The 21,491-nt window shown below is 68.5% G+C and carries 23 protein-coding genes and 1 tRNA gene; 16 read left to right on the top strand and 8 right to left on the bottom strand.

All coding sequences use genetic code 11. The features are described from left to right. Window positions 1-53: 53 nt before the first annotated feature. The 8 genes from G3M62_RS14985 (at window position 54) to G3M62_RS14950 (ending at window position 5,970) form a co-directional block, all read left to right on the top strand. Entirely contained in the window at window positions 54-950 is an 897-nt protein-coding gene (locus G3M62_RS14985) for a TraB/GumN family protein (RefSeq protein ID WP_246263282.1), read from the top strand. 172 nt (window positions 951-1,122) lie between these two features. Beyond that, on the top strand, window positions 1,123-1,989 hold the full coding sequence (locus G3M62_RS14980) for a kinase (RefSeq protein ID WP_165188311.1): 867 nt from the start codon (window positions 1,123-1,125) through the stop codon (window positions 1,987-1,989). Between the two features lie 132 nt (window positions 1,990-2,121). After that, window positions 2,122-2,412, top strand: a complete 291-nt coding sequence (locus tag G3M62_RS14975) for a hypothetical protein (RefSeq protein WP_165188309.1) — start codon at window positions 2,122-2,124, stop codon at window positions 2,410-2,412. A 90-nt stretch (window positions 2,413-2,502) separates the two neighbouring features. Then, window positions 2,503-3,084: a hypothetical protein gene (locus tag G3M62_RS14970; RefSeq protein WP_165188307.1), complete on the top strand. Its 582-nt coding sequence runs from the start codon at window positions 2,503-2,505 to the stop codon at window positions 3,082-3,084. Continuing rightward, the gene (locus tag G3M62_RS14965; protein WP_165188305.1) at window positions 3,084-3,278 is read left to right on the top strand and encodes a helix-turn-helix transcriptional regulator; all 195 of its coding nucleotides are present in this window, start codon (window positions 3,084-3,086) and stop codon (window positions 3,276-3,278) included. Before G3M62_RS14970 ends, G3M62_RS14965 begins: the two co-directional genes overlap by 1 nt. Before the next feature lie 53 nt (window positions 3,279-3,331). Then, window positions 3,332-4,216: a TraB/GumN family protein gene (locus G3M62_RS14960; RefSeq protein WP_165188303.1), complete on the top strand. Its 885-nt coding sequence runs from the start codon at window positions 3,332-3,334 to the stop codon at window positions 4,214-4,216. A gap of 17 nt (window positions 4,217-4,233) precedes the next feature. Then, entirely contained in the window at window positions 4,234-4,779 is a 546-nt protein-coding gene (locus G3M62_RS14955) for a MarR family winged helix-turn-helix transcriptional regulator (protein ID WP_165188301.1), read from the top strand. 75 nt (window positions 4,780-4,854) lie between these two features. Then, on the top strand, window positions 4,855-5,970 hold the full coding sequence (locus tag G3M62_RS14950) for an NADH:flavin oxidoreductase (protein ID WP_165188299.1): 1,116 nt from the start codon (window positions 4,855-4,857) through the stop codon (window positions 5,968-5,970). Here G3M62_RS14950 and G3M62_RS14945 read toward each other — a convergent pair. Further along, complete coding sequence (locus G3M62_RS14945; protein ID WP_165188297.1) at window positions 5,967-6,578, bottom strand: HD domain-containing protein; 612 nt, start codon at window positions 6,576-6,578, stop codon at window positions 5,967-5,969. The two genes, G3M62_RS14950 and G3M62_RS14945, sit on opposite strands and share 4 nt — an antisense overlap. A 113-nt stretch (window positions 6,579-6,691) precedes the next feature. On the opposite strand from G3M62_RS14945, the gene G3M62_RS14940 reads away from it, so the two are divergent. From G3M62_RS14940 to G3M62_RS14920, 5 genes are all read left to right on the top strand, one after another. Then, window positions 6,692-6,955: a hypothetical protein gene (locus G3M62_RS14940; RefSeq protein WP_165188295.1), complete on the top strand. Its 264-nt coding sequence runs from the start codon at window positions 6,692-6,694 to the stop codon at window positions 6,953-6,955. 112 nt (window positions 6,956-7,067) lie between these two features. Then, window positions 7,068-7,142, top strand: a tRNA-Gly gene (locus G3M62_RS14935). A 194-nt stretch (window positions 7,143-7,336) separates the two neighbouring features. Beyond that, window positions 7,337-8,089 (top strand): phosphocholine cytidylyltransferase family protein, encoded by a 753-nt coding sequence (locus G3M62_RS14930; protein ID WP_165188293.1) that lies wholly within the window; start codon window positions 7,337-7,339, stop codon window positions 8,087-8,089. A gap of 272 nt (window positions 8,090-8,361) precedes the next feature. Continuing rightward, complete coding sequence (locus G3M62_RS14925) at window positions 8,362-10,662, top strand: TonB-dependent receptor (RefSeq protein ID WP_165188291.1); 2,301 nt, start codon at window positions 8,362-8,364, stop codon at window positions 10,660-10,662. Between the two features lie 277 nt (window positions 10,663-10,939). Continuing rightward, complete coding sequence (locus G3M62_RS14920; RefSeq protein WP_165188289.1) at window positions 10,940-11,380, top strand: hypothetical protein; 441 nt, start codon at window positions 10,940-10,942, stop codon at window positions 11,378-11,380. Between the two features lie 22 nt (window positions 11,381-11,402). Here the strand turns inward: G3M62_RS14920 and mobA are convergent, their stop codons facing one another. The 6 genes from mobA to G3M62_RS14890 form a co-directional block, all read right to left on the bottom strand. After that, entirely contained in the window at window positions 11,403-12,182 is a 780-nt protein-coding gene (gene mobA / locus G3M62_RS14915) for a molybdenum cofactor guanylyltransferase (RefSeq protein WP_165188286.1), read from the bottom strand. Window positions 12,183-12,185: 3 nt separating this feature from the next. After that, the gene (locus G3M62_RS14910) at window positions 12,186-13,337 is read right to left on the bottom strand and encodes a dATP pyrophosphohydrolase (protein WP_165188284.1); all 1,152 of its coding nucleotides are present in this window, start codon (window positions 13,335-13,337) and stop codon (window positions 12,186-12,188) included. Further along, window positions 13,338-14,402: an LptF/LptG family permease gene (locus tag G3M62_RS14905; RefSeq protein ID WP_165188282.1), complete on the bottom strand. Its 1,065-nt coding sequence runs from the start codon at window positions 14,400-14,402 to the stop codon at window positions 13,338-13,340. Then, on the bottom strand, window positions 14,399-15,628 hold the full coding sequence (locus tag G3M62_RS14900) for an LptF/LptG family permease (RefSeq protein ID WP_165188280.1): 1,230 nt from the start codon (window positions 15,626-15,628) through the stop codon (window positions 14,399-14,401). Before G3M62_RS14900 ends, G3M62_RS14905 begins: the two co-directional genes overlap by 4 nt. Beyond that, window positions 15,625-16,062, bottom strand: a complete 438-nt coding sequence (locus G3M62_RS14895; RefSeq protein WP_165188278.1) for an HIT family protein — start codon at window positions 16,060-16,062, stop codon at window positions 15,625-15,627. Before G3M62_RS14895 ends, G3M62_RS14900 begins: the two co-directional genes overlap by 4 nt. A 74-nt stretch (window positions 16,063-16,136) precedes the next feature. Next, window positions 16,137-17,078, bottom strand: a complete 942-nt coding sequence (locus G3M62_RS14890; RefSeq protein WP_165188275.1) for a metallophosphoesterase family protein — start codon at window positions 17,076-17,078, stop codon at window positions 16,137-16,139. A gap of 156 nt (window positions 17,079-17,234) precedes the next feature. On the opposite strand from G3M62_RS14890, the gene G3M62_RS14885 reads away from it, so the two are divergent. Genes G3M62_RS14885 through G3M62_RS14875 form a run of 3 tightly spaced genes read left to right on the top strand, consistent with a single transcriptional unit; the run spans window position 17,235 to window position 20,145 of the window. Beyond that, a complete protein-coding gene (locus G3M62_RS14885; RefSeq protein WP_246263580.1) occupies window positions 17,235-18,293 on the top strand; it encodes a CDP-alcohol phosphatidyltransferase family protein in 1,059 nt (352 codons plus the stop codon). Next, window positions 18,293-19,210 carry a diacylglycerol/lipid kinase family protein gene (locus G3M62_RS14880; RefSeq protein ID WP_246263281.1) on the top strand — a complete coding sequence of 306 codons (918 nt, stop codon included), beginning with the start codon at window positions 18,293-18,295 and terminating at the stop codon, window positions 19,208-19,210. Before G3M62_RS14885 ends, G3M62_RS14880 begins: the two co-directional genes overlap by 1 nt. After that, on the top strand, window positions 19,207-20,145 hold the full coding sequence (locus tag G3M62_RS14875) for a hypothetical protein (protein ID WP_165188271.1): 939 nt from the start codon (window positions 19,207-19,209) through the stop codon (window positions 20,143-20,145). The genes G3M62_RS14880 and G3M62_RS14875 overlap by 4 nt, the downstream gene beginning before the upstream one ends. 124 nt (window positions 20,146-20,269) lie before the next feature. Here the strand turns inward: G3M62_RS14875 and spt are convergent, their stop codons facing one another. Further along, window positions 20,270-21,487 (bottom strand): serine palmitoyltransferase, encoded by a 1,218-nt coding sequence (gene spt / locus G3M62_RS14870; RefSeq protein WP_165188269.1) that lies wholly within the window; start codon window positions 21,485-21,487, stop codon window positions 20,270-20,272. Window positions 21,488-21,491 lie beyond the last annotated feature (4 nt).

Genomic DNA, 21,491 nt, shown 5'->3' with positions numbered 1-21,491 from the left:
AACCGGCGGCTTCGTAGCCTGGGGCTTGTTGAGTCCGGACGTCGGGGGACGTGGTGTCGAGTTTTGGCGCGTATCGCAGGGTGTTGGCCGCCGGCCTGGCGGTCTGCGTCCTGGCGTGCGCGGCGCTGGCGGCTTCCGGCGCCAGCGCCGCCCCGGCCATGTGGGAAGTGCGCGACCGCGACACCACGATCTATCTGTTCGGGGCCATGCATGTGCTGACGCCGAACGTGAAGTGGCGCACCCGGGCCTTCGACCGCGCCTACGCCAAGGCCGACAAGGTCTGGTTCGAGACCCGCGCCGACGCCGATCCGGCCGAGGTCCAGGCCCTGGTCGACCGCTATGGCGTCGATCCCGACCGCCCCCTGACCGAGAAACTGCCACCGCGCACCGTGGCGACCCTGAAGGCGGCGCTGGAGCGGGACGGCGGCTCGCTGGACCGTGTCGACCGCCTGCGGCCCTGGGCGGCGGCGATGATGCTGTCGGTGCTGCCGCTGACCCAGCAGGGGGCCAGCGTCTCGGCCGGCGCCGACGCCACGGTCACCCGCCAGGCCCGCGCCGCCGACAAGCCGATCGCGGTCTTCGAGACCCTGGAGCAGCAGATCCAGCTGTTCGCCGGCCTGCCCGAGGCGGTCGAGGTGCAATACCTGGACGACGTGGCGACCGAGACCCTGACTCCGCCGCGCAACGGCGTGGCCCTGCAGTCGGCCTGGCTGCACGGCGACATGGACAAGCTGGGCCCGCTGGTGGTCGACGTGATGAAACGCGACCGGCCGGCGCTCTACGACACCCTGCTCAAGCGCCGCAACGAGGCCTGGGCCCAGGCGCTCGTGACCGAGATGGGCAAGCCCGGGGTCGAGCTGGTCGCGGTCGGCGCCCTGCACATGGCCGGCGTGGACGGCCTGCCGGCGCTGATGGCGGCGCGCGGGTTCCAGGTCCGGCGGGTGCAGTAGTTGCTCCCTTCTCCCCTTGCGGGACAAGGTGGCCTCGCGGAGCGAGGTCGGATGAGGGGTCTCTCAAATCCGTCCATTCCTCCGCTTGCGGCGTTGGCCGGCGCCGTGCGAACCCTCATCCGTCGGCTGCGCCGACACCTTCTCCCGCAAGGGGAGAAGGAAGGGGGTAAGCATGATCGATCCAGACTGGCTCTCCGCCTTCCTGCGCGAGGAAAACCTCCCCACCGACTTCGCCGCCGAGATCGAACGGCTGCACGCGCCGCTGGCCGCCCGGATCGCATCCGTGGCCATGGGGCCGGCCTTCGTGGTCGGGATCTGCGGGCCGCAGGGCTCGGGCAAGACCACGACCGTCCGCGTCCTGGCGGCGCTGCTGGGGGCCCGGGGCCTGAAGGTCGCGACCCTGTCGCTGGACGACCTCTACCTGCCGCTGGCCGATCGCGAGACCCTGGCCCGCGAGGCCCATCCGCTGCTGCGCACGCGCGGGGTTCCGGGGACGCACGACGTCGCCCTGGGCCTGGCCGTGCTGGACGGCCTGGCGGGAGAGGGCGAGACCGCGCTGCCCCGCTTCGACAAGGCCGCCGACGACCGCGCGCCGGTCGAGGCCTGGCCCCTGACCGAGGGACCCGTCGACATCGTGCTGCTGGAGGGCTGGTGCGTCGGGGCGCGTCCGCAGCCGCCCGAGGCCCTGGCCGCGCCGGTCAACGCTCTCGAGCGCGAGCGTGATCCCGACGGCGTCTGGCGGGCCTATGTCAACGCCGCCCTGGCCGGACCCTATCGCGCCCTGTTCGCCCGCCTGGACCTGTTGGTGCTGTTCACCGCGCCGGACTTCGAGACCGTGCTGGCCTGGCGCCAGGAGCAGGAGGCCAAGCTGCGCGACCGGGTGGCCCGGACGGGGCAGGGGCGGGCTATGAGTGACGACGAGGTCGCCGTCTTCGTCCAGCACTACGAGCGCCTGACCCGCCACATCGCCTATGAGACGCCCGCCCGCGCCGACCTCGTCGTGGCGCTGGATCGCGACCGCCGTTCGTCGATCCTGTGACCTGTCATTCGGTCGCGCGGCACGGCGTCGCACTAGATGTGGTGTGGCGGAAAAAGACCTTCCACCAGTGCTAGCTTCCCTTGGTCGGCGAAACGACTCACCGAGTCGGCGGCCCAGTGGAGCTTTCGGAGCATGAACGCACTCTTCGGCGGGACCTATTCGACCCATGCCAAGCGCGTCGCGATCTGGAACCGCGCGGCCCCGATCCCGGGCTGCGACAAGGCGATCTGGCGCTGCGATGACCAGGGCCGGATCATCCGCTGGTCCGACTATGACGACCGTTTCTCGCGCTACGGCTGGATGATCCTGCGCGAGCGCGGCGAAAGCCGCCTGGCCCAGACCCTGGGCCTGTCCGCCGCCAAGCCCGTCCATGTCAGCCACATGGACCGTTTCGACGCCGTCCCGCTGCGCCGAGCCGCCTAGTCATCCTGTCCGGAATTCTGACAAGCTTGCTTGACATGTCTGCGACAAAATAAGACAAGTTTCCTTGTCAAAAAGACGAGGAAGCGCGACATGTCCGCCGAAGTGAAAAACGCCCCCGCCTGGCAGAAGGCCGGCCTGGTCGGCGGGTTCGTCGCCGCTCTGCTGGCCTTCATCTGGCTGATGCAGCGGCAGGGCGCCTGGTTCTATGTCGGCGCCGCCGGCGCGACGGGCGTGACCTTCGGCTATGTCTACGCCGCCATGAAGCTGTTCGCCCGCGAGACGGTGCGGCCGGCCATGCGCCGCTACACCCTGCGGTTCGGCGGCTCGATGAGCGCCTATGTCCTGCTGCTGCTGATCGGCGTGACGCTGCACAACCAGGGCCTGACCGAGGGGCCGCTGGGCTATGTCATCGCCCTGGCGCCGGCCGTCGCGGTGCTGTGCGCCATCGCCAGTCTGGGCTTCTATGTGGCCGAGGAGACCGACGAGTTCATCCGCGCCAACCTGATCCAGAGCCTGCTGTGGGGCACCGGCGCGACCTTGGGGATCGCCACCGTCTGGGGTTTCCTGGAGACCTTCGGCAAGGCGCCGCATGTACCGGGCTGGGCGACCGTGCCGGTGTTCGCCACCGCCATGGGCCTGGCCCAGGCGCTGATCTCGCGGCGGTACCGCTGATGAAGAACCGCCTCAAGGTCCTGCGGGCCGAGCGCGACTGGAGCCAGGCCGATCTGGCCGAACGGCTGGAGGTCTCGCGCCAGACCGTCAACGCCCTGGAGACGGGCAAGTACGATCCCAGCCTGCCGCTGGCCTTCCGGATCGCCCGCCTGTTCGGCCAGCCGATCGAAGCCATCTTCCAGGACGAGGCCTGAGCGCGTCGCGAGCCGACTTGCTAAGGCCACGGTCGGACCCGAACACTGGCGGCATGATGATTCTGCTCGGCTCCGTCCGCCGCTTCGCCTTTGCCTTCGTCGCCCTGCTGGCGATGGCGGCGACCCCTGTCCTAGCCGAGCCCGCCCTGTGGGCGATCAAGGACAAGGACTCCACGATCTACCTGTTCGGCACGGTCCACGTGCTCAAGCCCACGACCCAGTGGCGCTCGCCCAGGATCGCCAAGGCCTTCCGGGACGCCGACGACGTGGTCATGGAGATCGAGCAGCCCGAGGACGCGGCGTCGACCCGGGCCCTGATGCTGAAATACGGCGTCGACCAGGCCGCGCCGCTGTCGACCAAGCTGAAGCCGGAGTCCTACGCCAAGCTGCAGGCCGCCGCCCAGGGCATGGGCTTTCCGCCCCAGGCGCTGGAGCCCATGCGGCCCTGGCTGGCGGCGCTGACCGTGTCGCTGACCCCACTGCTGAAGGCCGGCTATGACCCGGAAAGCGGCGTCGAAAAGCTGCTGACGGCCCAGGCCAAGGCGGCGGGCAAGCCGATCTCGGCCTTCGAGACCATGGAGCAGCAGGTGCGCTTCTTCGCCGACATGACGCCGGTCCAGGAGACCCAGCTTCTGGAATCCACCCTGGATGAGATCGACGACGGCCCGGCTAAGATCGACGCCCTGGTCACCGCCTGGGCGGCGGGCGACCAGGCCGAGCTGAAGCGCCAGATGGTCGACGAAATGCAGAGCGACTATCCCGACGTTTACAAGCTGCTGCTGGTCGACCGGAACCAGAACTGGGCTGAGCAACTGAAGACCAAGCTGGCCGGCTCGGGCGTCAGCTTCGTGGCGGTCGGGGCGGGGCACCTGACGGGGCCTGACAGCCTGCAGGCCCAGCTGGCCAAGCTGGGGATCAAGGCCGAACGGGTGGAGTAGGGACGAGGAGCCACGGCATGCCAGCCAAGCCCAGGGCGCCGGTCGACCAGCTGGAAGCCGGCAGCGCGTTCTTCGCGGGGCTGGGCCTTGACGTCCGGCATTTCGGGCCGATGTGGCACGTGATGAAGGTGGCCCAGCTGGTCGAGACCGAGTTGAATCGGATCGCCGGCCAGCACGGCTTGAGCATCGCCGATTTCCACCTGCTGGGCGCGCTGATGATGGATGCGGAAAAGCCGCTGCGGCCCACCGACCTGGCCCTGGCGCTGAACGTCTCCAACGCCGCCCTGACGGCGCGAATCCGCAAGCTCTCGGACGCCGGGCTGGTGCTGGGCCGGAAGGGCGAGGGCGATCGCCGCGCCACTGTCCTGAGCCTGACCGCGAAGGGCTCGGAGACCGTCCTGGCCATCGGCGCGGCGATCGAGCGTGAAGGCCATTTCGTCCGTTATTTCCGAGGCTTGCCCGCCGAGGATCAACGCGTTCTGGGCCGGGTGATGGGCGAGCTGCACACCCTGATGGACCGCCACTTCCTGCCCGCGTCGCGGAGCGATCCTTTAGGGGGTTAAACAGTTCGGCTTTGCCCGACCAGCGGACGCCGCCCATCCTTCCCACAACGAAAATACCTTGTGAGGAAGCGTCCCGTGTCGACCCATCCCGATGTCCTGTTCGAGCCGTTTCGCGTCAAATCGCTCAGCTTGAAGAACCGGATCGTCATGGCCCCGATGACGCGATCCTTCGCCCACGGCGGCCTGCCGAGCGATCCGCACGTGGCCTATTATCGCCGGCGCGCCGAGGGGCAGGTGGGGTTGATCCTGTCGGAAGGGGCGGTGATCGAGCGGCCCAATTCGCGCAACGATCCGGGCGTGCCGTTCTTCCACGGGGACGCCCTGGCCGGGTGGAAGCAGGTGATCGACGCCGTCCACGCCGCCGGCGCGGCCATGGGGCCGCAGCTGTGGCACACCGGCTCGATCAAGAGCCTGACCGCCGACTGGGACCGCGACGGACCGGCCGAGAGCCCATCCGGCCTGATCAAGCCCGGCGAGGCCTATGGCATGGCGATGAGCGAGGAAGATATCGCCGACTCCGTCGCCGCCTGGGCCCGCGCGGCGCTGGACGCCAAGCGCCTGGGCTACGACACCCTGGAGGTGCACGGCGCACACGGCTATCTCGTCGACCAGTTCTTCTGGGCCGGGACCAACGAACGCGCCGACCGCTATGGCGGGGTGTCGATCAAGGAACGGTCGCGCTACGCGGCCGAGGTGATCGCCGCGATCCGCCAGGCCGTGGGAGAGGACTTCCCGATCATCCTGCGGGTCAGCCAGTGGAAGCAGCAGGACCTGGCCGCGCGCCTGGCCCATACGCCCGATCAGATGAGCGACTGGCTCATGCCGTTGGTCGAGGCGGGGGTCGATGTCCTGCACTGCTCGCAGCGCCGCTTCTGGACGCCGGAGTTTCCCGAGATCGATGGCGAGGAGGGGCTGAACTTCGCCGGCTGGGCCAAGAAACTGACCGGGGCGACGACGATCAGCGTTGGCTCGGTGGGGCTGTCGGGCGACTTCATCAACGTCTTTTCGGGCGAGCGCTCGACGCCGACCAGCCTGGACGGCCTGATCCGCCGCATGGAGCGCGAGGAGTTCGACCTGATCGCCGTGGGCCGCGCCCTGATCACCGATCCCGACTGGGCGATCAAGGTGCGCGCGGGCGATCAGCAGGGCTTGAAGCCGTTCGCGTCTGAGGCCCTGGCCGAGTTTGTCTAAGCCGCCGCGTCGTTCTTCCGCAGATAGATCGACCGCTTTGGCGCCGACATCACCCGGTGCAGCATCGGCTCGAACGCCTCCAGCGGCATCGACGCATAGGCCGGGTCGAAGGCCTCCTGGTCGTAGATGTGGCAGAACTGGGCGGTGTGTTCGAAGCTGGGATGGCCCCTGAACTGGTCGCGCATGTCGCGATCCAGGCCCAGGTGGTGGAAGAAGTAGTAACCCTGGAAGATGGCGTGATGGGCCACCATCCAGTGGTTCTCCTCCGAGACGAAGGGCTGGAGGATCGCCGCGGCGATGTCGGCGTGGTTCCGCGGGCCCAGGATGTCGCCGATGTCGTGCAGCAGAGCGCAGACGACATATTCCTCGTCGCGGCCGTCCTGGTGGGCGCGGGTGGCGGTCTGCAAGCTGTGGTCCAGCCGGTCGATGGCGAAGCCGCCGCAGTCGCCCTGCAGCAGTTTCAGGTGTGAGATCAAGCGCTTGGGCAGGTCGCGACCGAATTCCATCGAGGCGTTGGCGATGATCGCCCAGTCCTGGGGCGTGCCGTCGACCATCGCGTGGAACTGGGCGCGCTCGTGCTCTTCCGGATGCTGATGTCCGTCGGCCATGGCGTTCTCCTCCCGAACGTTTGTTTGATCGATCGTGCGCCGCTCCATGGACCTCGTCAACGCACGGCCGTTAGAAGACAGGCCAGACGGCCAGAAACGCTTGAGGAAACGCCATGACCCAGGAACGAGACGAAGCCGTCGACCGCGTGATCGGGCTCGAGGAGGAGGTCGAGGCCTCGGGCGTGGCGTCCGTTGAGGGCGACGCGCTGGCGCACGCCCGCGCGACCCTGCATGCCTGGGTCGACCAGATGATCGGCGTCGTGGTCTCGCCGGGCCTGGGACGGGTGACGGTAATCCATGAGGGCGGCCGCCGCTCGACGATCACCTCGGCGACCCTGCCGTTCGTGATGAGCCTGCCCGTCGGCGCCAAGGGCTGATCGGCCGCCGGTTCGCGCGAATGTGGCGCGCCGGCGCATGCATCGGCTTGAGCGCGCCGGGAAGACCCGCTAAGGGATCGGCCACGGAACGCGGCGCGCCAGCCTCTCGTTCGCGGGCGTAGCTCAGAGGTAGAGCGTCTGCTTCCCAAGCAGAATGTCGTGGGTTCGATTCCCATCGCCCGCTCCAATCCTCCCGTCTCTCTTTCGAAGCCAGGCCGAGAAGGTCGCAACACCGTTCGATGCGAGCGCGGGGCGGCGCTTGCGCCGGTACGGCGAAACTTGATACTTCGCACCCTGAAGCGACGGGGCGGGCTTGTTGGTCCGCCCCGTCGTCGCTATTTCGCGCTCTTCGTTTCCCCCGACAGACAGACGAGACCCGCCGTGGCAAAGCCGGCCAAAGCTATCATCCTCAGCGCCGGCCAGGGCAAGCGCCTGTCGCCGCTCACCGACACGCGTCCCAAGTGCCTGGTCGAGCTCTCGGGCCGCACCGTACTGCACTGGCAGCTCAAGCACCTGGCCGAGGCGGGGATCACCGAGGCGGTGGTGGTGACCGGCTTCGCCGCCGACACCGTCGAGAAGGAAGTCGCGGGGCTGACCATTCCGGGCCTGAAGGTCCGCACCCTGTTCAACCCGTTCTACGCCCTGACCGACAACCTGGCGACCTGCTGGCTGGCGCGCGGCGAGATGCGCGGCGACTTCCTGCTGCTGAACGGCGACACCCTGTTCGAGAAGGGCATCGCCGAGCGCCTGATCGCCGCCCCGTCGGCGCCGATCACCGTCACGATCGATCGCAAGGCGGAGGGCTACGACGCCGACGACATGAAGGTGCTGACCGAGGGTCTGTCCCTGCGCGCCATCGGCAAGACCATCGAGCAGTACGACGCCGAGTCGATCGGCTTCCTGCGCTTCGATCCCGAGGGCGCGGCGCTGTTCACCCGCATCGTCGAGCAGGCCCTGCGCACGCCCGAAGGCCTCAAGCGCTGGTACCTCAGCGTCATCAACCAGATCGCCCAGGAGCACGACGTGGTCCGCACGCAGTCGATCGAGGGCCTGGAATGGGCCGAGATGGACTTCCCGGAAGACCTGCCGGCCAATCGCGCCCTGGCGGCGGCCTGGGTCGCGGCGGGCGAGTAGGGCGGGGCGTCTCGCCCCCAGGTCTGATATTCCGTAAGCTGACTATTGCTCGCCGGTGTGGCAAAGCCGCATCGGCGATGAGCGTTTTCGCGTCTCGTCCACAAACAAAGTAAGTCTCCTCTTACTCTGTCATCGACCAGTCACACGCGCTTCCTATAGCCGGTCGGCTCCACCGGAATGGTGGCGACGCTTGTGGGGGACTGGGCCGAGGGCCTTACACCTTCCGGCGTATCGATCGATGCAAGGCCTGGTCGGCCGGAAATGGGGATGTCATGCGTAAGTTCGGAATTCACAAGATCAGTCTGCTGACGGGCGCGGCCCTGTCGGCGCTGTCGTTCGGCGGCGCCTTGGCCCAAGAGGCCGCCGGCACCCAGCTGGACGAAGTCGTGGTCACCGCCGAGCGCCGCTCGGAAAACCTGCAGAAGGTGCCGGTCTCGGTGGCCGTGGTCGGCGGCGACCAGCTGCGCGCCGTCACCGCCGACGGCAGTGACATCCTGGCCCTGTCGGGCAAGGTGCCCAGCTTCTACGCCGAAACCACCACGGGCCGGATCTTCCCGCGCTTCTACATCCGCGGCCTGGGCAACATCGACTTCTACCTCGGCGCCTCGCAGCCGGTGTCGATCATCCAGGACGACGTCGTGCTCGAGCACGTGGTGCTGAAGTCGAACCCGGTGTTCGACGTCAAGCAGGTTGAAGTGCTGCGCGGCCCGCAAGGCTCGCTGTTCGGCCGCAACACCACGGCCGGCATCGTCAAGTTCGACACCAACAAGCCGACCCAGACCCTGGAAGGCCGCGCCAGCGCCTCGTACGGCACCTACGGCACGACCACCTTCGACGGCGGCATCGGCGGCCCGATCGTGGCCGACAAGCTGGCCTTCCGCGTTTCGGCGCTCTACCAGCACCGCGACGACTATGTCGACAACACCTTCGCCGGGACCAGCGCCGACGGCACCGTCAGCCCGAAGAAGAACGCCATGGGCGGCTTCAACGAAAAGGACGTGCGGGTCCAACTGCTGGCCACCCCGACCGACGAACTGACGGTCCTGGCTTCGGCCCACGCCCGCGACTACGACGGCACCTCGACCCTGTTCCTGCGCCAGGCCCTGAAGAAGGGCTCCAACAGCTCGTCGGCCCCGCGCGACAGCGTCGCTTTCGACGAAGCCAACAACAATCCGCAAGCCTACCAGACCCAAGGCACGTCGCTGAACATCGCCTACGACTTCGGGCCGGTGACCCTGACCTCGATCAGCGCCTATGAGACGTCCAACGGCTACAGCCGTGGCGACACCGACGGCGGCGCGGCCGCCAACTATCCGGTCGGCGGCGTTCCGAACGGCTTTGGCCAGTCGATGGGCCAACTGCGCGACCTCGACCAACTGACCCAGGAAATCCGCCTGGCCAGCAACGGCGACGATCGCCTGAAGTGGCAGGTCGGCGCGCTGTACTTCGACTCGCGCGACACGACCGACTTCTACCAGCGCGCCTATTTCCTGAAGCCCGGCACGGCCGGCTACAACCCCAACAACTGGGTGCGCCTGAACAACCTCAACACCTCGTGGGCGGTGTTCGGCCAGGTCAGCTACAAGCTGACCGACGCTCTGACCATCACCGGCGGCCTGCGCGACACCTACGACGCCAAGAAGACCAAGCTGGCCAAGACGGCTGACAGCGCCACCGGCGCCGTCTCCTACACCGGCCGTCGCTACGTGCGCCTGTCGGACGAGCAGGTCAGCTGGGATCTGAGCGCCAACTACGAGGTCAATCCTGACCTGAACGTCTACGCCCGCGCGGCCAAGGGCTTCCGCGGCCCGACCATCCAGGGCCGTTCGGCGGTGTTCAACACCGACTTCACGACCGCCGACTCCGAAACGATCCTGTCGTGGGAAGCCGGCTTCAAGAGCACGCTGCTAGACAACACCCTGCGCCTGAACGCCTCGGCGTTCACCTACAAGGTCAGCGACATCCAGCTGAACGGCAACGACGCCAACGGCAACGGCGTGCTGTTCAACGCCGACGCGGCCAAGGCCTATGGTCTGGAAGCCGACGCCGAGTGGCGGCCGATCGCCAACCTGACCCTGACGGGCGGCCTGAGCCTGCTGCACAGCGAGATCGACGACAAGCGCGTCTACGCCCAGGTCTGCGCGCTGAACAGCGTCATGGTCTGCACGGTCAAGAACCCGACCAAGGCGATCGTGGGTCCGTTCGGCACCAACTACTTCGCCCAGATCGACGGCCAACCGCTGCCGAACGCGCCGAAGTACAACCTGAACTTCACCGCCCGCTACGACCTGCCGGTCGGCGCCGACGGCAAGCTGTTCGTCGCCACCGACTGGAACCTGCAGGGCTATACGAACTTCGTGCTCTACGACACCGACGAGTTCTACTCGAAGGACAACTTCGAAGGCGGCCTGAAGCTGGGCTACGAAGGCGCCAACGGTGGTTATGAAGTGGCTCTGTTCGGCCGCAACATCACCAACGAGAAGAACCTGAAGGGCGTCATCGAGAACTACATGGCGGCCGTCTACAACGAGCCGCGCATCGTCGGCATCTCGGTCAGCGCCAAGCTGCGCTAGTCGACGCCACGGCGTCCGACGCCGGATCGGCCCCGCCTCCCACCGGAGGCGGGGCCGATTGCGTTTGAGATCGGGGTAAATCCACCCGTTCGCCAGTAGGGAGCTTTCCCGACGAACTAAGGATTCTCCCGGTTGTTTCGATAATCTCGTCCCTCAATGATTGTGTCGGAGGGGTTCGGTCAGGCTTCCACGGGGACGGCGAGATGCCGCGTGGGACGTCGCGACGTCGGCGCACCGCTCTGAAACCAGCGTCTTTTGACGACAGAGGGAGCATCGAATGTCACTGAGAGTCCACGGCCTGCCATTGGGCCAGAATCGCGAAGAGGCCCCGAACGGAGCCACCGCCGACGGCTGGGCCACGAGGCTGGCCAAGCTCATCCCCGCCGAGGCCCTGGGCGTCTACGGCGCCGCGCTCGGCCTTCTGCCGGGTCTGGAGGGCAAGGATACGGTGCGGCTGATCCTGCTGATCATCGTCACAGTGGCCTGCCTGGCCATCCTGATCGCGGTGCGCATCAAGAGCACGGCCCAGAACGCCGACGGGCCGCAGCCCCTGGGCATCGCCATCTCGTGCGTGGCCTTCTTGATCTGGACCGCGACACTGGGGCCGACGAGCTCGCCGTTCCCGATCCCGAAGGACTTCGGGTTCATCGTGTCGCTGGTCGGGATGCTGTACGTCGCCCTGGTGGGGGTCTTCTATCGCGGCGACACGACCCAATGAGGCCAGCGCCCGGCGGGAGGGTCTAGCCCTCGACGATCGACCGCACGAGATCCAGGTCGGCCGGCTTGTCGACATCCACCGCCGCCAAGCCGTGCCGCGCCCGCACAGCCGCCGCCTTGACCCCGGCCAGGCGGCCGATCCGCGCCACCATCTCGTCCAGGGTCATCAGGCCCAGCAGGTAGCGGACCAGCATCACCGGCCCGAACAGGGCGGCGATCTTCCACGGCTTCTTGCGATGCTTCTCGACCGTGCGCCACAGGTCGATGGCCTTCAGCGACGCCGGGGTCTTCAGGTAGAACAGGTTGCAGCCCGAATAGCGGCCGTCGCGGAACGCCAGATAGGTGCGCTTGGTGGTCGGGGCCGCGGCCTGCACCAAGGCTTCCTCGCCCAGCAGGATGGCGATGTCGGCGTCGGCGGGGGTGTCGGCCATGAAGTCGGTCACCCAGTCGGCCTGGAGCAGGGCGTGATCGACGGTGGTCACCAGCAGCGGCGTGCCCATGGCGTCCGCGCCCTCGTGAACGCTCTGGCTGGGTCCCGCGGCCGAAGGCAGGCGCGATAGGGTCGCGCGGGTCTTCTCGGCCCCCAGGGCCGCTTCCAGGGCCTTGTCGTTGGTCGAGACCGCGATGCGCTCGGCGCCGGCCTTGTCCAGCGCGTCCAGCACCCGGGTCAGCAGGGTCTGGCCGCCCAGGACGATCAGGCCCTTCTGGCTGACGCCGGCGTATTCGGCGACGGGATCGACCCCGCCGCGCGAGCCGGCCAGCACCAGGGCCTGAAAGGGCCCCCCTGGAGCGTCTTGGGCCACGACCTAGATCGCCTTCTCGTAGATGCGGTAGGTCTTGTAGATCTCGGCGCCCATGGCTTCGGAGATCCGGCGCATGGCCGTGTTGTCTTCCAGGATCCACGAGAACTCGAACTTGTCGTAGCCCAAGGCGATGCCGGCGTCGCGACCGGCGTTCATCAGGTGGAAGGGCACGACCTGGCCGCGCAGGGTGTCGGCGAACTTCTTCTTGAGGCCCATCAGCGGGATGCGGATCGACTTCACCCGCTTGACCTTCAGTCGCCACAGCAGCTTGGCCCAGCCGAACGGCAAGAGCTTGCCGTTCAGACCCTCGATGGCCTCGTTGACGTTGGGCAGCAGCACGATGAAGGCGGCGACCTCGCCGTCGATCTCGGCGAACAGCACCAGGCGCGGGTCGAGCACGTCCTTCAGGGCCTTGCCCAGCTGGGCGGTCTCGGCCTCGGTGGTCGGCACGAAGCCCCAGTTGCTCGACCAGGCGTCGTTGAGGATCGCGGTGAGGGCTTTGACCTCCTCGTCGTAGCGGCTCATGTCCAGCTGGCGCAGGACCACGCCCTCGGGGAGGCCGCGCTTGACCCGACGCACCACCACGGGGGGCAGGGCGGCGCGGGGATCGCAGACATAGGCGTAGACGTCCTTGGCCTTGGCGTAGCCCTGCTCCTCGACCCGCGCGGGGGTGTAGCGAGGATCATGGCCCATCATCACCATCGGCTTGGTGTCATGGCCGTCGACCAGCAGGCCGACTTCCTCGTTGATCGACAGGTTGAACGGACCCAGGGCTCGGTTGCAGCCACGGGCCTTCAGCCAGTCCTCGGCGGTGCGGAACAGCAGGGTGAAGATCGCCGGATCATCCTCGGCGGCGATCATGCCGAAGTTGCCGGTTTTGGCCGAGCCTTCCTCGGTGGCCAGGTGGTCGATCGTGGCGCTGATCCGGCCCACGTCGCGACCGCCGCGCACGGCCAGCCACATCTGCACGTCGGCGTGCTCGAAGAACGGGTTGGTCTTGGGCGTCAGGGCCGCCATCCGCTCGTACATCAGCGGCACGACCCAGTTGGGGTCCTTGGCGTTGAGGCGGTTGGCCAGGCTGACGAACCGCTTCAGCTCGGCCTTGGTGGAGACCGGAACGATCGTCAGGTCGGAATCGATGGTGTCGAATGGCATTCAGCCCTCCAGGACAACGAGCGCGTACATCGCGAGGGCCGAGAAAATGACCGGGCCGCCCCAGACGGCCAGGATGGGGGAGAGCGAGCCGCCTTCGCCGAGCGCCGACAACAGGCCGTTGACCACCAGAAAGATCAGGCCCGCCGCCAGGCCGCCGGTCAGCAGCACTGCGCCTTGGCCGCTGCGGAAATTGGCCAGAGCCACGGGCGCGCTGAGCAACAGCATCACCAGCGACGCGATCGGTCCGGCGAAGGCGGCCAGCAGGCGGGTCTCGTAGAAGGTGGAGGGGCGGTCGCCGGCGCCGTTCAGCAGGGCCCGCTGGGCCGTGGCGGCCGTCGGCACCGGGCTGTCGGCGAACAGGGCCTGGACGTCCTGGCGGTGCAGGGGCGAGGGCCAGGTCATCTTGGCGGCCGGCACCACGTCGATCTGCTCGCCGTTGAAGCGGACGATCACCGGCTTGATCAGCGTCCAGCCGCCGTCGTGGGTGTAGGTGGCCGTGGGGGCCTCGATGCGCTCGATCATCCGGCCCGCCTTGTCGCGGCGATAGAGCTTCACCGCGTTCAGCGTCCGGCCGTCGGCCGAGGCGCCGGAGGCGATCACCAGGTCGTCGCCGGCCCGGAAGCTGCGCGGACCCGGAACCTTGCGGTCGGCGACCGGCGTGGTGGCCCGCCACCAGTCGGCCAGCACCGGATCGGTGCGCGGGGCGATCAGCTGGGCGCAGCTGAAGTCGATGGCCATCACCAGGAAGGCCACCGGCAGGGCCATGGCCAGGATGCGATAGGCCGAGATGCCGGTGGCGCGCAGGGCGATGATCGCGCTCTCGCGAGCCAGCTGCGAGAAGGCGAACAGCCCGCCGGCCAGGGTGGCGATCGGGGCGACCTGCTCGATCAGCCGCGGCGAGCGCAGGCCGGCGTAGTACAGCACGCCCGCCACGCCCAGGCCGCGGTCGAGGATGTCGGTGGTCACTTCCAGCAGGTCGAGGATCTGCAGGATGGAGAACAGGATCAGGGCCGCGCCCAGCACGCGCGTGCCGACCGTCTTCAGGACGTAGAGCTGGATCTTCATGCTTCGGCCTGCTCGAACTTGTCCCGGAACATGCGGCGGAAGCGCTTGAGGCCCACGCCCAGGCGGCGGATCAGCTCGGTGACCGGGGTCTGGCCGGGCCGCTTGCGGCTGCCCACGAACATCCAGACGCTGAGGCTGGTGAAGATCAGCCACGGCACACCGATGGCCGCCAGCGGCATGGCCTTGCCGGACTCCGCCAGGCTCTGGCCCAGTTGCAGGCTGTGCTGGAAGGCCAGCAGCAGGACGCCGGCGATGATCAGGCCGGGGGTGCGGTTGCCACGCTTGGCGGCCAGGCCCAGCGGGAAGGCCAGCAGCGGCAGGAACGGCAGGAAGGCCGCCCGGGCCAGGCGCCCGTAGAGCTCGGCCAGCAAGGTGGGGCGCGGGATGGCGGGATGGGGGCTCTGCGCCTCGCGGGCCAGCTCGCCCAGGGTCAGCTCGCGCTCGTTGTCGCCGCGCGGCTTCAGCAGGGCCTCGGCGCCGGCCAGGGGCACGTTGGTGGTGAACTGGTCGAAGACCAGGATGCGATAGTGGTTCTGGGCGTCCAGGCCGATCCGCTGACCCTTGCGCAGCAGCATGGTGACGGTCTTGCCGTGGGCGTCGGGCCGCAGGTCGGCGGTGGTGGCGGTGATCACCTCTTCGCGGCCGGCGGCGTCCAGGCGGCGGATGAACACCCGCGTCAGCTGCTGGCCGGCCGCGTCGGCGCCGTCGGCGGTCATCAACAGCTTGGGCTGGTCGATGAAGGCTCCGCCGTTCAGCTTGCCGTTCCAGCCGGCGTTGATCGCCGCGTGCATCACGGTGTTGAAGGCGTAGCGGCTGTAGGGCTGCATGTAGCCGAACAGCAGCAGGCTGAAGAGCGCCAGGAACACGCCGACATAGACGAACGGCGCGGCCACGCGGGTCAGGGATTGGCCGCTGGCCAGCAGGGCGTCGATCTCCGAGCCGTCGCTGAGCTTGGTGATGACGATGAACAGCGCCACGAAGAACGCCACCGGCAGGGCCAGGCCCAGATAGTGCGGCACCAGGTTGGCGGCCAGCTGGGTGACGTAGCCGAACCGGGCGCTGCTCTGCGACAGCACGTCCAGCAGGCGCAGCACGCGCTCCAGCAGCAGGGCGATCACGGTCACGCCCAGGCAGCCGACGATGGGCCAGACCAGCAGGCGCAGCAGATAGGCGTCGATCAGCCGGAAACGCGACGTGCCGTGCGGCGTGGGGATGGGCTTTTTCACGCGGCCGACCAAGCCTGAGCCAGGGTCTGGGCCAGCCGCTCGGCGGCGTCCGGGTCCAGGTCGACGGTCGATCCCAGGGCGGGAACGGCGGGCCAGCCGGCGTCGGCGAACACCTGGCCTTCATGCTCGCGCGTCCCGGCGTAGCGCGGGATCACGTGGAAATGCACGTCCTTGTCGACCATCATCAGCATCAGATAGTTGATCTTCTCATACGCCACGACCTTGCTCAGCAGACGCTCGACGCCGTCAGTCGCCGTCTTGAGATCGGCGAAGGCGGCGGGACTCAGTTGCGAGAAGGCCTCGGCCGACTCTTTGCATACCAGCACCAGAGACCCAAATGTCGGTTGCTTTGGGCGAACAAGGATCAGCCAGCTGTCGGTTTCGGCCACCTTGGTGCGGGGATAGCCGAAGTTCAGGGCGGTGGGATTGCTCATGGTCGGCCTCGCCTCCGGGCGTTCGCCGCCGTCGGGCCTACAATAGGGACGCGGCCTTTTTCAGGGAAGGGCGATCAGCGTCCTTCGTCCGGGTTCCGCGACGGGGCGGGCGGGCGACAGGCCTGGGTCAGGACATAGCGACCCAGTTCGGTCGGCTCGCCGGTCCTGGCGTCCAGGCCCCGGGCCACGATCTTCACCTCCAGGCCGCCGTTCGCCTGGCGCTCGATCTCGACCGCGTGCCAGCGCGCCGCCGGATGGCCGCGCTCGCCCATGGCCGAGGCCGAGGGCACGCCCAGCACCGGGATCATCGCGCCGTTCGGTCCGGGCGCGGTCGACACCATCGCCTCGTGAGCGTGGCCGTGCAGGACCAGGTCGGCGCCGTGACGGGCCAGGATGGCGCGCAGGGCGTCCTGGTCCTCCAGCGACTTGCGCTTGGCCACCGCGCCCGGGATGGGCGGATGGTGGATCAGCAACACCCGGAACGCGTCGCGATAGGCCGCGTCGCCCAGCAGCACGTCCAGCCGTTCCAGCTGCGCCTGGCCCAGCCGTCCGGTGGCCAGGTGCGGGGCGGTGGGCACGGCCGAGCACAGGTTGAACAGCGCCACGCCGTCGCGGATGCGGATCTGGGGGAAAATGACCGCGTCGTCGTCGCCCAGCCAGGGCGTCCAGGCGGCGAACGACTCGCCGTCCTTGGCGCCGACCAGGGCGTCGTGGTTGCCGGGGCTGACGGTGATCTCGCGGGCGGGGCCCAGGGCCTCCAGCCAGACGCGGGCGGCGACGTATTCGGCGGGCGAGGCGTAGTTGGTCAGGTCGCCGGTGATGGCGACGTGGTCGGGGGCGTGGGTCTTGAGGTCGGCGATGATCTTGGCCAGCACCTCGGGCCGGTGTTCGCGATGCTTGCGCCGCCAGGCGATGCGGCTCAGCAGGCGCTTGGACAGCAGGTCCCGCCAGCCGAACGCGCCCTTGGGCGGCGGCAGGTGAAGGTCCGAGAGGTGAGCGAGGCGGAATATCGACAAGTTTGGTTCACGGATTCTGGCGGAAGGGGCCGAAGCTGCTTATCAATCGCCGCAGGTTTCAAGGGGTTGTCTATCGTGAGCGAGGAAAATCATCCAGCCGAGGCCGCCGGCCCGTCCGCCGTCACGGTCGGACAGGCCAAGACGCGCCTCTGGGGGATGACCTCCGCCGAGCGCCTGTCGCGGATCTATCGTCGGCTGGGCCTGGTCGAGGCTGGCCGCGAGACCGTGTTCATCGCCGGCGACGTGGTCGTGGTCGACGCCGGCTGGGTGTTCGACGAGTCGCTGATCAAGGCCCTGGCCGGCCGTCCGGGCGTGGGCCTGGTCGACGAGGCCGGCCGCATCGTCGCCGTCAACGTTCCGGCCGCCCGGGCTCGTGAGGCGATCGTGCGGCTGGACACCGGCGAGGACGTCACGGCCCTGGTCGAGACCCGCCTGACCGCGCTGGAGCTGGGCTCGGCCTACAACAGCGCGCTGCGCAAGCGCGAGCCGCCGGTGCTGGAGCGCCTGACGCCCGAAACCCGCGTGGCGGTCGAAAAGCGCCTGTTCCAAGGCTCGTACAAGGGCGTCACCGACCTGGTGACCAAGTATGTCTGGCCCACGCCCGCCCGGATCGTCACCCGCTGGTGCGCCCTGGCCAAGATGACGCCCAACCAGGTGACCCTGATCGGCTTCGTCGGGGTGCTGGCGGCCTTCTGGCTGTTCTGGACCGGCCAGTACGGCTGGGGTCTGGTCTGCGCCTGGATCATGACCTTCCTCGACACCGTCGACGGCAAGCTGGCCCGGGTGACCCTGACCTCGTCCAAGTGGGGCAATGTCTTCGACCACGGCATCGATCTGGTCCATCCGCCGTTCTGGTGGTGGGCCTGGTACGTCGGCGTCGGCGCCTTGGGGCTGACCATGCCGCACGGCGAACTGGCCCTGGCGGTCATCGTGGCCGGCTACGTCCTGCAGCGGGTGGAGGAGGGGATCTTCCTGGCCCTGTTCAAGGTCGAGATGCACGCCTGGCGGCCGTTCGACAGCTTCTTCCGGCTGATCACCGCCCGCCGTAACCCGAACCTGATTATGCTGACCCTTGCGGTTCTGGTCGGCCGTCCCGACATCGGGTTCCTGGCCGTGGCGGTCTGGACGGCGATCTGCCTGATCGTCCACGCCGCCCAGATCCTTCAAGCCCTGATGGCCCCCAAGGGGACCATCGTTTCCTGGTTGTCGCGCTGATGCGTGTAGGCGTCGTCCGCAATCCGATGAGCCACGCCAATATCGGGCGGGCCGATGACCAGGCGACGCCCGACGCGGTGCTGCTGGTCGAGCCGCCCAGCCCCGAGGCGCTGGAGCAGGACCTGCGCGCCTTCGCCCAGTGCGGCGTGGGCCTGCTGGTCATCGACGGTGGCGACGGCACGATCCGCGACGTGCTCAGCCGCGCCGCGCCGATCTTCGGCGACGCCATGCCGCTGATCGCCCTGATCCCCTCGGGCAAGACCAACGTCCTGGCCATCGACCTGGGCGTGCCCAACGACTGGACCCTGGCCAAGGCCATGGCCGCCGCAAAGTCCGAGCACGCGGTGATCAAGCACCGCGCGCCGTTGCAGGTGCGCTGGGACGACGGGCGGCCCAGCCTGCTGGGCTTCGTGTTCGGCCTGGGCGCCTTCGTGCGCGCCACCAGCCTGGCCCAGAACGTCCACAAGGCCGGGGCCTTCCACAGCATCGCGGTGGCCATGAGCGTGCTGGGCGCGCTGGTCGGCACGGTGATGGGCGGCGCGCGCGACCAGTGGCGCGCCGGCGTGCCGCTGTGCCTGGCCATCGACGGCGAGGAGACCCGCACCGCCGACCGCTTCCTGGTGCTGGCCACCACGCTCAAGCGCCTGCCGTTCGGGGTCAAGCCGTTCGGTCCGCCGCGCGAGGGGCTGAAGTTCCTCGACGTCGACGCCCCGCCTCGAGGCTTGCCCGGCGCCTTTCCGGCCCTGCTGGCCGGCAAGGAGTCGGCTTGGTCGGGTCGTCGCGGCTACCGGCGCGGCGACGCCGAGAAGCTGCGGATCACCACCAACCAGTCCCTGGTCGTCGACGGCGACGTCTATGAGGGCGGTTGCGGCGTGACCGTCACCCTGGCGCCGACCCTGAGGTTCCTGGCGGCATGACCGGGACGGTCGTCAGCCTGGTGGGCGGGGAGCTTCTGGCGCCCGCGCCGCCGCAGGCCGTGGCCTTGGCGACGCGCCTGCTGGATCGCTTCGAGACGCCGCTGGCGGTGCTGTTCTACGGCTCGATCCTGCGCACCGGCGACCTGGACGGGGTGCTGGACTTCTACGTGCTGACCGAGCGCGTCCGTCCGGGCCCGCGCGGCCTGGCCACCCGCCTGCTGTGGCCCGATGTCAGCTATCACGAGGTGGAGCTGGACGGTCAGGTGCTGCGGGCCAAGGTCGCGACCATGACCCTGGCCCAGTTCCGGGCGGCGACGCGCGGGCAGGGGATCGACACCACCATCTGGGCCCGCTTCGTCCAGCCCGCCGGACTGGTGTGGAGCGCCAACGCCGCGATCTCCGACCAGGTGATCGAGGCCGTGGCCGACGCGGCCCGCACCGCCGCCCGCTTCGCCGCCGCCCTGGGGCCGCTGGAAGGGCCGACCGAGGCCTATTGGTCGGCGCTGTTCCAGGAGACCTATGCGGCCGAGTTCCGGGTCGAGAAGGGCGGGCGCGAGCGTTCGATCCTGTCCTTCGACGTCGCCCGCTATCAGCGCCTGCTGGTCGCCTGCTGGCATGAGGAAGGGTTTCTGGACATCGAGACCGACGGTCCCGTTCGTCCGGTGCTGAGCGATGCGAACCGCAAACGCCTGCGGGCCGCCTGGCGCCTGCGCCGGCGGATGGGACGGCCCCTGAACTACGCCCGCCTGATCAAGGCGGCCTTCACCTTCGACGGCGCGGCGCGCTACGCGGCCTGGAAGATCGAGCGCCATACCGGCATGCCGGTTGCGCTGACGCCCTGGCGTGAGCGCCATCCCGTTCTGGCCGCTCCAGGCGTGCTGTGGCGGCTCTGGCGGCAGCGCCAGGCGCAGGGCCGGGCCCAGAAGGGCGTCTGAGGGCGCTTTCCCGCAAATTCCAGCATCCCGGCGAATGCCGGGTATGTTGGGCGTGGAGGAGCTGAAAACGAAAAAGGCCCGAGGTTTCCCTCGGGCCTTTCGCGTTTCAGAGGCTGTCCGGCCTTTAGGCCGAGACGCGCTTCAGCGGGGCTTCGATCAGGCCCATGGCCGCGCCGATCTCGGCGAACACGGCCAGCACCTGGTCGATCTGCTGCTCGCTGTGCGCGGCGCTGACGCTGGTGCGCAGCAGCGGACGGCTGTCCGGCGTGGCGGGCGGCAGGGCCAGGTTCAGATAGACGCCGTTCTGCAGCAGGGCGTTCCACATGCCGATCGCGCGCTCGGTGTCGGGCATGGTGATCGCCACGATCGGGCTGGAGGTCGGGCCGGTCTGGAAGCCCATGGCCGACAGGCCGTCGTACAGGCGGCGGGCGTTGGCCATCAGCTTGTGACGCAGCTCGGGTTGTTCTTCCAGGCGACGCAGGGCGGTCACGGTCGAGGAGACCACGGCCGGCGGCAGCGAGGCGGTGAACATGTACGGACGACAGGTGACGCGCATGACGTCGAAGTCGTCCATGTCGGAGACGCAGAAGCCGCCGATGGCGCCCAGGCTCTTGGAGAAGGTGCCGACCACGAAGTCGACGTCCTCTTCGACGCCGGCCAGCTCGGCCAGGCCGCGGCCGTGCTCGCCCAGCACGCCCATCGAGTGGGCTTCGTCGACCAGCAGGTAACCGCCCAGTTCGCGTTTGACGGCGGCGATTTCCTTGAGCGGCGCGGTGTCGCCGATCATCGAATAGATGCCTTCGACGACGATCAGGCGCTCGCCCGGAACGTCCTTCATGCGGCGCAGGCGCTTGTACAGGTCTTCCGGGTCGTTGTGGCGGAAGCGGATGACCTCGGCGTGGCCCAGGCGCGCGCCGTCGTAGATCGAGGCGTGGCTGTCGGCGTCGAGGATCAGGTGGTCGCCGCGACCCACCAGGGTCGACAGGACGCCCAGGTTCGCCTGGTAGCCGGTGGTGAACACCATGGCGTGCTTGCGCTTGTAGAACTTGGCCAGGGCTTCTTCGAGCTCGACGTGGGCTTCGAAGCTGCCGTTGGCGATGCGGGAACCGGTGGTGCCGGTGCCGCGTTCCTGAACTGCCTTGACCGAGGAGGCGATCGCTTGCTCGTCGAAGGTCAGACCAAGATAGTTGTTGGTGCCCAGCAGGATCGTGCGTTTGCCGTTGATCACGCCTTCAGTCGGCGAGACGACGGCGTCGAAGCGCACGCTGAAGGGATCGGCGCCGGCTTGCCGGATCGCGTTGTAGGCGTCGCGATACGCGAGGTGCTTGTCGAACAGCCCCATGGCT

Source organism: Caulobacter soli, from assembly GCF_011045195.1.
Taxonomy (GTDB): Bacteria; Pseudomonadota; Alphaproteobacteria; order Caulobacterales; family Caulobacteraceae; genus Caulobacter; species Caulobacter soli.
Note: the sequence above shows the minus strand (reverse complement) of the source record. Positions and strands in the feature narration are given on the sequence as shown.

Excerpts from the sequence above, each read along its gene's own strand:
- G3M62_RS14955 (WP_165188301.1), top strand. The coding sequence starts at position 4,234 with ATGCCAGCCAAGCCCAGGGCGCCGGTCGACCAGCTGGAAGCCGGCAGC.
- spt (WP_165188269.1), bottom strand. The coding sequence starts at position 21,487 with ATGGGGCTGTTCGACAAGCACCTCGCGTATCGCGACGCCTACAACGCG.
- G3M62_RS14970 (WP_165188307.1), top strand. The coding sequence starts at position 2,503 with ATGTCCGCCGAAGTGAAAAACGCCCCCGCCTGGCAGAAGGCCGGCCTG.
- G3M62_RS14910 (WP_165188284.1), bottom strand. The coding sequence starts at position 13,337 with ATGCCATTCGACACCATCGATTCCGACCTGACGATCGTTCCGGTCTCC.
- G3M62_RS14905 (WP_165188282.1), bottom strand. The coding sequence starts at position 14,402 with ATGAAGATCCAGCTCTACGTCCTGAAGACGGTCGGCACGCGCGTGCTG.
- G3M62_RS14875 (WP_165188271.1), top strand. The coding sequence starts at position 19,207 with ATGACCGGGACGGTCGTCAGCCTGGTGGGCGGGGAGCTTCTGGCGCCC.
- G3M62_RS14925 (WP_165188291.1), top strand. The coding sequence starts at position 8,362 with ATGCGTAAGTTCGGAATTCACAAGATCAGTCTGCTGACGGGCGCGGCC.
- G3M62_RS14885 (WP_246263580.1), top strand. The coding sequence starts at position 17,235 with ATGACCTCCGCCGAGCGCCTGTCGCGGATCTATCGTCGGCTGGGCCTG.
- G3M62_RS14895 (WP_165188278.1), bottom strand. The coding sequence starts at position 16,062 with ATGAGCAATCCCACCGCCCTGAACTTCGGCTATCCCCGCACCAAGGTG.
- G3M62_RS14980 (WP_165188311.1), top strand. The coding sequence starts at position 1,123 with ATGATCGATCCAGACTGGCTCTCCGCCTTCCTGCGCGAGGAAAACCTC.
- G3M62_RS14945 (WP_165188297.1), bottom strand. The coding sequence starts at position 6,578 with ATGGCCGACGGACATCAGCATCCGGAAGAGCACGAGCGCGCCCAGTTC.
- G3M62_RS14880 (WP_246263281.1), top strand. The coding sequence starts at position 18,293 with ATGCGTGTAGGCGTCGTCCGCAATCCGATGAGCCACGCCAATATCGGG.
- G3M62_RS14965 (WP_165188305.1), top strand. The coding sequence starts at position 3,084 with ATGAAGAACCGCCTCAAGGTCCTGCGGGCCGAGCGCGACTGGAGCCAG.
- G3M62_RS14940 (WP_165188295.1), top strand. The coding sequence starts at position 6,692 with ATGACCCAGGAACGAGACGAAGCCGTCGACCGCGTGATCGGGCTCGAG.
- G3M62_RS14975 (WP_165188309.1), top strand. The coding sequence starts at position 2,122 with ATGAACGCACTCTTCGGCGGGACCTATTCGACCCATGCCAAGCGCGTC.
- G3M62_RS14960 (WP_165188303.1), top strand. The coding sequence starts at position 3,332 with ATGATGATTCTGCTCGGCTCCGTCCGCCGCTTCGCCTTTGCCTTCGTC.
- G3M62_RS14920 (WP_165188289.1), top strand. The coding sequence starts at position 10,940 with ATGTCACTGAGAGTCCACGGCCTGCCATTGGGCCAGAATCGCGAAGAG.